Origin of the sequence: Micrococcus sp. HMSC31B01 (assembly GCF_001816085.1) — a bacterium.
Lineage (GTDB): Bacteria > Actinomycetota > Actinomycetes > Actinomycetales > Micrococcaceae > Micrococcus > Micrococcus luteus.
Genome location: NZ_KV825129.1, coordinates 10377 through 18546 on the forward strand (window position 1 = coordinate 10377; position 8170 = coordinate 18546).

Annotated in this window: 9 protein-coding genes; 7 read left to right on the forward strand and 2 right to left on the reverse strand. The window is 73.0% G+C overall.

The annotated features are described in order from the left end of the window. From HMPREF3105_RS13525 to HMPREF3105_RS06635, 6 genes are all read left to right on the forward strand, one after another. On the forward strand, positions 1-631 hold a 631-nt coding region (locus HMPREF3105_RS13525; RefSeq protein ID WP_246830345.1), incomplete at its 5' end, for a PLP-dependent transferase. Position 632: 1 nt separating this feature from the next. After that, positions 633-1937: a cystathionine gamma-synthase gene (locus HMPREF3105_RS06615; protein ID WP_036339517.1), complete on the forward strand. Its 1305-nt coding sequence runs from the start codon at positions 633-635 to the stop codon at positions 1935-1937. Next, on the forward strand, positions 1934-2980 hold the full coding sequence (locus HMPREF3105_RS06620) for a DUF1852 domain-containing protein (protein WP_012751106.1): 1047 nt from the start codon (positions 1934-1936) through the stop codon (positions 2978-2980). The genes HMPREF3105_RS06615 and HMPREF3105_RS06620 overlap by 4 nt, the downstream gene beginning before the upstream one ends. Next, positions 2977-4008, forward strand: a complete 1032-nt coding sequence (locus HMPREF3105_RS06625) for a methionine synthase (RefSeq protein ID WP_036339515.1) — start codon at positions 2977-2979, stop codon at positions 4006-4008. The genes HMPREF3105_RS06620 and HMPREF3105_RS06625 overlap by 4 nt, the downstream gene beginning before the upstream one ends. A gap of 195 nt (positions 4009-4203) precedes the next feature. Beyond that, positions 4204-4545: a luciferase domain-containing protein gene (locus tag HMPREF3105_RS06630; protein WP_010080039.1), complete on the forward strand. Its 342-nt coding sequence runs from the start codon at positions 4204-4206 to the stop codon at positions 4543-4545. A gap of 74 nt (positions 4546-4619) precedes the next feature. Next, positions 4620-5132 (forward strand): helix-turn-helix domain-containing protein, encoded by a 513-nt coding sequence (locus HMPREF3105_RS06635; protein WP_049145677.1) that lies wholly within the window; start codon positions 4620-4622, stop codon positions 5130-5132. A gap of 37 nt (positions 5133-5169) precedes the next feature. On the opposite strand, the gene lysE is transcribed toward HMPREF3105_RS06635, so the two are convergent. Further along, entirely contained in the window at positions 5170-5784 is a 615-nt protein-coding gene (lysE, locus tag HMPREF3105_RS06640; protein WP_070709017.1) for an L-lysine exporter, read from the reverse strand. 71 nt (positions 5785-5855) lie between these two features. On the opposite strand from lysE, the gene HMPREF3105_RS06645 reads away from it, so the two are divergent. Continuing rightward, positions 5856-6731 (forward strand): ArgP/LysG family DNA-binding transcriptional regulator, encoded by an 876-nt coding sequence (locus HMPREF3105_RS06645; RefSeq protein ID WP_070709018.1) that lies wholly within the window; start codon positions 5856-5858, stop codon positions 6729-6731. Between the two features lie 23 nt (positions 6732-6754). Here the strand turns inward: HMPREF3105_RS06645 and HMPREF3105_RS06650 are convergent, their stop codons facing one another. Next, positions 6755-7825, reverse strand: a complete 1071-nt coding sequence (locus tag HMPREF3105_RS06650; protein ID WP_070709019.1) for a GNAT family N-acetyltransferase — start codon at positions 7823-7825, stop codon at positions 6755-6757. Positions 7826-8170: the final 345 nt, after the last annotated feature.

An 8170-nucleotide genomic window follows, 5' to 3' on the forward strand; every position in this document is an offset into this window, starting at 1 on the left:
GGCCCGCTACGGCGGGCAGACGCTGGTCGAGCGGCACGGCCGTGGCGCCTACCTGACGCTGGCCCGCAGCAAGTTCCTGCACGACCTCGGCCCCACCCTCGCCCCCGCGAGCGCGGCGCAGTTCATCCAGGGGCTCGAGACGCTCGACCTGCGCGTGGCCCGCCACACCGCCACCGCCCTCGCCGTGGCCGAACACCTGGCCGGGCACCCCGCCGTCGCGCGGGTGCACCACCCCGGCGTGGCCGGGCATCCCAGCGCGGTGCTGGCCGCCCGCGACTTCCCGGACGGCGTCGGCTCGGTGTTCTCCTTCGACCTGGCCTGCGGCCCCGAGGCCGTGGCCCCGTTCCTCGACGCGCTCGAGCTGTTCCAGCTGGTGGTCAACGTCGGCGACGCCCGGTCCCTCGTCTCCCACCCGGCGACCATGACGCACTGTCGCCTGACGCAGCAGCAGCGCGAGGACGCCGGGATCGCCGAGACCACCGTCCGGCTCTCCATCGGGCTGGAGTGTCCCGACGACCTGATCGCAGACCTGGACCGTGCCCTAGCCGTGGTGACCGCCGCCGGGCCGGCCGTCCCCGCCACCACGCCCGCCGTCCCCGAGACCGCCGCCGTCACCCAGGAGGTGCGCTGAGATGACCGCCGTCCACCACACCACCCGCTCCGTGTCCCGTCCCGCCGTCCGCGGCTTCACCACCACCGCCGTGCACGCCGGGCAGGAGCCCGACCCGCTGACCGGCGCCGTGGTGCCGCCGATCTACCAGACCAGCACCTTCGTGCAGGACGGCATCAACGTGCTGCGCGCCGGGCATGAGTACAGCCGCGGCTCCAACCCGACCCGGAACGGCTTCGAGACCCAGCTCGCCGCCCTCGAGCACGGCGACCGGGCGTTCGCGTTCGCCTCCGGGCTCGCCGCCGAGGACGCCCTCCTGCGGGCCGTGCTGCGCCCCGGTGACCACATCGTGCTGGGCGGCGACGGCTACGGCGGCACCCACCGCCTCATCACCACCGTCCTCGAGCCGTGGGGTGTGTCCAACACCCCCGTGGACATCACCGACCCGACGGCGGTCGCCGCGGCCGTCCGTCCCGGCCGCACCGCGCTGCTGTGGGTGGAGACGCCCTCCAACCCGCTGCTCGGCATCGCGGACCTGGCCGCCTGGGCGCAGATCGCCCACGACGCCGGCGCGCTGCTGGTCGTGGACAACACGTTCGCTTCGCCCTACCTCCAGCGGCCCCTCGACCTCGGCGCGGACGTGGTGGTGCACTCCACCACCAAGTACATCGGCGGGCACTCGGACGTGCTCGGCGGCGCCGTGGTGGTGGCCGACCGCGAGTTCCGCGGCCGGGCGCTGGCCGAGGCGGTGGCCTACCAGCAGTTCGCCGCCGGTGCGGTCGCCGGCCCGCAGGACTCCTACCTCGCCGCCCGCGGCCTCAAGACGCTCGGCCTGCGCATGGACCGGCACGGCGCCAACGCCGCCGCGCTCGCGGACTGGCTGCAGGGCCGCCCCGAGGTCGCCCAGGTCTTCTACCCCGGGCTGCCCGACCACCCGGGCCATGCACTCGCCGCGCGGCAGATGGACGGCTTCGGCGGGATCGTCTCCATCCGGTTGGCCGGGGGAGAGGCCGCGGCCCGCGCCTTCGCCGAGGCCACCGAGCTGTTCGCGCTCTCGGTCAGCCTCGGCGGGGTCGAATCGCTGCTCTGCTACTCCTCCGAGATGACCCACGCCTCCGTGCGGGGCACGCCCCTGGCCGTCCCCACGGACCTGGTCCGGCTCTCCGTCGGCATCGAGGACGTGGCCGACCTGCAGGCGGACCTCGAGGCGGGCCTCGAGTGCGCCGCACGCGTCGCCGCCGGCCGCGGGGCGCCGTCGTCGTCCACGGTGCCCCGTCCCGCCCACCACCGCACCACCCGCGCCCGCACTCCGGAGAGGACCCGATGAGCCACGCCACCCTTGTCCCGAGCACCGTGCCCACCCGCGTGGACGACCTGACGTTCAGCATCCACACCACGCCGTTCGACGAGGACTACACGCCCGCCGCCAGCACGCGCGCCACCACGAACTTCGCGAACCTCGCCCGCGGCGCGGACCGGCGGGAGAACCTGCGCGCCGCCCTGGCCATGATCGACGGGCGCCTCAACGACCTCGCCCCCTGGGACAACCCGGAGCGGGACCGCTACACGGCACGGATCGAGATCGTCTCGATCGACGTGCACTTCACCGCCGACGACGGCGCAGACGTCGACTTCCCGCTCATGGAGATGCTCGACGTGCGGGTGGTCGAGCGCGCGACGGGCGCCGTGCTCGGCCGCAGTGTGGGGAACAACTTCTCCTCCTACGTCCGCGACCACGACTTCTCCGTGGTGCTGCCCGCGCACGCGGCGACGTCGCCGGGGACCGAGGAGCCCGACGGCTTCGGCGACCTGCACGGGCGGCTGTTCCGGCACCTGCTCGACTCGCAGGCGTACCGGGATCGGTTCCCGCAGCCGCCCGTGATCTGCATCAGCGTGTCCACGAGCCGCACCTACCGGCGGCTGACGAACGAGCACCCGGTGCTCGGGGTCGAATACCGCCAGGACGAAGCCTCCCGCACGGACCGCTACTTCGGCCGGATGGGCCTGGGGATCCGGTGCTTCCTGCCGCGCGGGGCCGTGGCGCCGCTGGCGTTCTACTCGCGGGGCGACCTGCTCAACGACCACGCGAACCTCTCCCTGGCCGGGCTGATCGCCACCATGGAGACCTTCCAGCGGATCTACCGGCCGGAGATCTACAACGCGAACGCCGGGGCCGGCGAGGTGTACCGGCCGCGCCTGGACCACGGCGACTTCTCGCAGACCCGGATCGCCTACGACCGCGAGGAGCGGGCCCGCCTCGGCCGGGAGCAGGGGGAGTACACGCAGGAGCACTTCGTGGGCCCGCACCGCGACCTGCTGGAGCGCTGGGCCGCCGCCCACGCCGCACGAGACACCGAGGAGACCCGATGACCACCCTGATCCCCACCGCCCTCGTCGGCAGCCTGCCGAAGCCCGGCTGGCTCGCCGAGGAGGAGACGCTCTGGTCGCCCTGGAAGCTCGAGGGGGAGCAGCTGCGCGAGGGCCAGCTCGACGCGCTCGCCCTCGCCGTGGCCGACCAGGAGCGCGCGGGCGTCGACATCGTCTGCGACGGCGAGCAGACCCGCCAGCACTTCGTCACCACGTTCATCGAGCACCTCGGCGGCGTGGACTTCGACCGGCGTGAGACGGTGCGGATCCGCGACCGGTACGACGCGAGCGTGCCGACCGTCGTCGGGGAGGTGGGCCGACCGGCGCCGGTGTTCGTGGACGACGCGAAGGCCCTGCGCGCGCGGACGGACCGGCCCATCAAGTGGACCCTGCCCGGGCCGATGACCATGATCGACACCCTCGCCGACCGCCACTACGGCAGCCGCGAGAAGCTCGCGTGGGAGTTCGCGCGCATCCTCAACGAGGAGGCGCGGGAGCTGGCGGCGGTGGGCGTCGACGTCGTGCAGTTCGACGAGCCCGCGTTCAACGTGTTCTTCGACGACGTCCGCGACTGGGGCGTGGCGACGCTCGAGCGTGCGGCCGAGAGCCTGACGTGTGAGACGGCCGTGCACATCTGCTACGGCTACGGGATCAAGGCGAACAACGACTGGAAGGCCACGCTCGGGGAGGAGTGGCGCCAGTACGAGACGTCGTTCCCCCTGCTGCGCGAGTCCACGATCGACACGATCGCCCTGGAGCGGCACCACTCCCGGGTGCCGGCGGAGCTCATCGGCCTGCTGCGCGGCAAGAAGGTGATGGTCGGCGCGATCGACGTGGCGAGCGACGAGATCGAGACGCCCGAGGAGGTCGCGGCGACCCTCCGGGAGACCCTCGAGTTCGTGGACGCGGACAAGCTGATCGCGAGCACCAACTGCGGCATGGCGCCGCTGGCTCGCTCGGTGGCGCGGGACAAGACGGCGGCGCTCGTGGCCGGTGCCCGGCTCCTCCGGGAGGAGCTGGGCGGGGAGTGAGGGGGCCTGGTGGCCTTGCCTGGCCGGCGGGGCCCCGTCTGGATCGTCTGCATGGATCCTGATGCGAGCCCCCGTGTCCGGCTCACCGCTGACGATCCCCGGCCGGGCGGTCGTCCCGCGACGTCGACCGAGGGGCCCCACCGACAGCTTGATCAGCGATCATCGCCGGAGCTGTGGGGCCGTCTGGTCGCTGCGGTGTTCGCCCTCGACGGCGTCGAGGAGGGCCACAGCACCGTCTCGCCAGCAACGTCGCGCGCCGTCCACCTGACAGGCCGGCCGGAGGAGCGCACCCCGGAGGTCAACCTCTCACCAGGCCGGCGCTGGGAGCCGGTGCACCTGCATGGGGTGGACGACACGTCAGTGCACCTCGTCCTGGCGCCCGAGCGCGGCGTCCGTCTGGCCGAGCTCGGATGGCTCGAACCGCATGGCTACGCGGACTTCGGCACGGAGTGGATGCTCTACGGTCCGCGGGACGAGGCAGAGCTGGCCGTCGTCGTCGGGATCATCGAGGAGTCGCTCGCCTACGCGCGCGGCTGACGCAGCGCCCGGGGCGGGGGAGCGGAGGCGGGAGGAAACTGCGAATTTTTCGTTTTCGCGGGTAGTCTTGTTCCATGACTGCGACGGTGAATGACAAGCACACGGTGCTGCCGCCGACGGACCTCGAGGAGATGCTCGACGTCGGCAGGTTCCTCGACGGCCTGACGCAGCCGGCTGCCCTGGTCGGCCCTGATGGGCAGAAGGTCCCCCTGCCGCCAGAGGCTTTCAACGTCCTGCGGGACGTCGTCGAGGCGATGCGGGTGGGCAAGGCGATCACGGTGGCGCCCGTCGACCAGCTGCTCACGACGCAGGAGGCGGCGAACTTCCTCGGCATCAGTCGTCCCACGCTGGTGAGGCTGCTCGAGGAGGGCGCGTTGCCGTACGAGAGGACGACCGGTGGTCGGCACCGACGCATCCGGCTCCAAGACGTCGTGTCCTATCAGCGGCGAAAGCGTGGGGAGCGGCGCGCCTCGCTGAGCGACCTCGTCGGGGAGGCCTCGTCTGCGGGGCTCTACGACCAGAATGCGGAGTCCTACCGCGAGGCGTTGCGTCAGGCTCGCGCCGGCCTCCGGGGTGAGCGCGGGTAGTGGCTCGTGCCGGAGGCGCGCTCGGGCGTCTGCCTGCTCACCCCCACACGCCGGAACCGGCGATGAGCCGGACCGCGAGCACCGCCATGACCACCGCGATCACCACGTCCACCACGCGCCACGCCTTCGGGTCGGCGAGCACCCGGGCCAACAGGCGCGCACCGTAGCCCAGCCCGGTGAACCACAGCACCGAGGCGGCGACGGCGCCGGCGGCGAAGACCCACCGCGCGTCGGGACCGTGCTGGTTGGCGAGGCTGCCCAGCAGCACCACGGTGTCCAGGTAGACGTGCGGGTTGAGCCAGGTCAGCGCGAGCGTGGTGGCGATGACCGATCCCGCGGTCCGCGGCGCCTGCTCGGCCACGAGCCCCTGCGGGCGCAGCGCGACACGCAGGGAGGAGACCGCGAACCAGAGCAGGTACAGGGCGCCGCCCCAGCGCAGCACCTCGAGCAGCCACGGCACGGCCTGCACGAGCGCACCCACCCCGGCGGTCCCGGCCAGGATCAGCACGGCGTCCGAGGCCATGCACACCAGCACGACGGCGCCCACATGCTCCCGGCGCACGCCCTGGCGGAGCACGAAGGCGTTCTGGGCGCCGATGGCGACGATGAGGGCGAGTCCGGTGAGCAGGCCGGTGCCGGCGAGGGTCCACATGGGTGAGGACGCTAGGGCCCGGCCGGGCCTGAGCCAAACGAAGAGAACTGCAGGTGCCTAAGCTCTGCTTCATGAACCTTGATCAGCTGCAGGCGCTGCGTGCGATCGCGGACGAGGGCTCGTTCGAGGCGGCCGCGTACGAGCTCGGCGTCAGCGCCTCGGCGGTCAGCCAGCGCATCCGCGCCCTGGAGCGGGAGGTGGGCCAGGTGCTGCTCCGGCGCGGCACACCTTGCGAGCCGACCGAGGCCGGCGTCGGCCTGGTGCGCGTGGCCCGGCACATGCGGGTGCTCGAACAGGAGGCGTGGGCCGGGCTGGGCCGCACGGCGGCCGGGCGCAGCGTCACCTCCCTGGCCGTGCCCGCCGACGTGCTGGGCACGTGGTTCGGGCCCGTCCTGGCGGAGGCCGCCGACTGGGACGACACGGTCCTCGACCTGCACGTCGAGGACCAGGACCACAGCGCCCGGCTGCTGCGCCGGGGCGAGGTGCTGGCCGCCGTCACCACGGAGCCGCAGCCTGTGCAGGGGTGCGCGGCGGAGCCGCTGGGGAGCATGCGCTACGTCCCGCTCGCCTCGCCCGCCCTGCTCGCGCGGCACGCGGCGGGCGACGTCGTCGACCTCGGCGCGATGCCCATGATGCGCTACAACGCGAAGGACGACCTGCAGCGCCTCGCGCTGAGCGGCGCCGGGCTGGACGTCGCCCCGCCCACGCACCTGGCGCCGTCGTTCGACGGGTTCCACCGGTCCGTCCGGGCCGGCCTGGGGTGGGGCATGCTCGTGGACGCCCAGGCCGTCGAGGACGTGCGCGCCGGCCGGCTGGCCCGCGTGCCCGGGCTCGACGACGTCCTCGTGCCCCTGTATTGGCAGGCAGCCACGCTGCCCGTGACGCGCCTGGTGCGGCTCACGCGGGCGGTGCGGGAGGCGGCCCAGCGGACGCTCGAGCGGGGGTGAGGCGGCACCGAGGTCGCGGACCGTCAGCGACGTCGCAGCGGTGCCGGCGCCTCCATGGATGCCTCGGCCAACACAGGCCGGAAGCCCAACGCCTCGTTGACGTCGAGCATGTGCCGGTTCTCCTCGGCGTTCCACGTGATGATCGCGCGGGCCTCGGGCAGCTCGTCGCGCACGGCGATGAGGTTCGCCGCCTTCACACGCATGCCGAGGCGGTGGCCGCGGTGCTCGGGCAGCACGATGGTGTCCCACTGGTCGATCAGCCCGTCCGGGCGCGAACGGGGCGCCACCAGCTCGCTCAGGGCGACGACCCGACCGGTGGCGCGGTGCCGCGCCACCGCGCGGAAGAGCCGCCCGGTCGTCAGGATCTGCTCGTCCATGCGACGCACGCGGGCCGCATCCCAGACCTGCTCCACCACGGTGCGTTCCCCGGACGGGACGTCCGTGGCCATGCGGGCCTTGAGGACGGCGAGGTCGTCCTGCAGGGACGCGTCGGCCGCGCCCTCCCAGGCGTGGAGCTCGTAGTCCGACGAGACGCGTTCGGCCTCGGCCAGGGCGGCGGCGGGGTCGATCCCCGGATCGGCGAAGTCATACCGGCTCACCCGCTCGATCTGGGCGAGCGCGAAGCCGTAGGACTGGGCGAGACGCACACCCGGATGTTCGGCGGGCACCGCGCCGGCGCCGTTGGGCGGGGTGAGCGTCCGTTGCCCGGCCACCGGCCGCGGCGTCAGCGGCCAGGTCTCGAAACGGGTGAGGCCGGCGGTGTCCTGGACGAGCCGCTCGGCCAGTGCGCGGCCGTGGCCGCGTCCGCGGTGCCGCGGGTGGACGTAGACGTTGAGGGCGGCCGCGTCAGGGTCGTCGACGTGGTTGATCAGGACGCGGGCGTAGCCGACCGCATCGCCGTCGACGTACGCCAGGTAGCGGCGCTGCGTGTGGTCGGTCTCGGCGGCGGCCTGGATGAGCGCATCCGTGGGGGTCTCATCCCACTCGGTCGTGCCGATCAGCTCGTGGTTGTACTCGTCGCCGAGCTGGCAGTAGGCCCGCCAGCGGGGGTCGTCCGGCGAGGCGGGCAGGGGGAATTCGATGATGTCAGGCATGCGGTGACTGCTTTCTGCAGAAAGGGGTGGGCGCAGAGGCACCCGTCGAGCCGTGCTCGAGACGGGCGCGCGGGGAGGGCCGGTGGTGGGTCGTCGGACCCACGGGGTCACTGCTGCTGCATCATGGGGTGAACTGTGTCACGACGCGGATCGGGGGGCAAGGGCCTTTGTCGTCGAGATGCAGCGCAGATGCCACCTGACGCGCGGGGAACTCTTCGCATATCGGGCGGGATCCGGTCGGCGTGAAAACTGGGTGTCCAGGTGGGCGCCCCCGCGGGCCCCAGGGATCGCCCGAAACGTACGGGCGGCTGCCGCTCTAGCTGTTGTGGGTCATGAGGTTCTTGC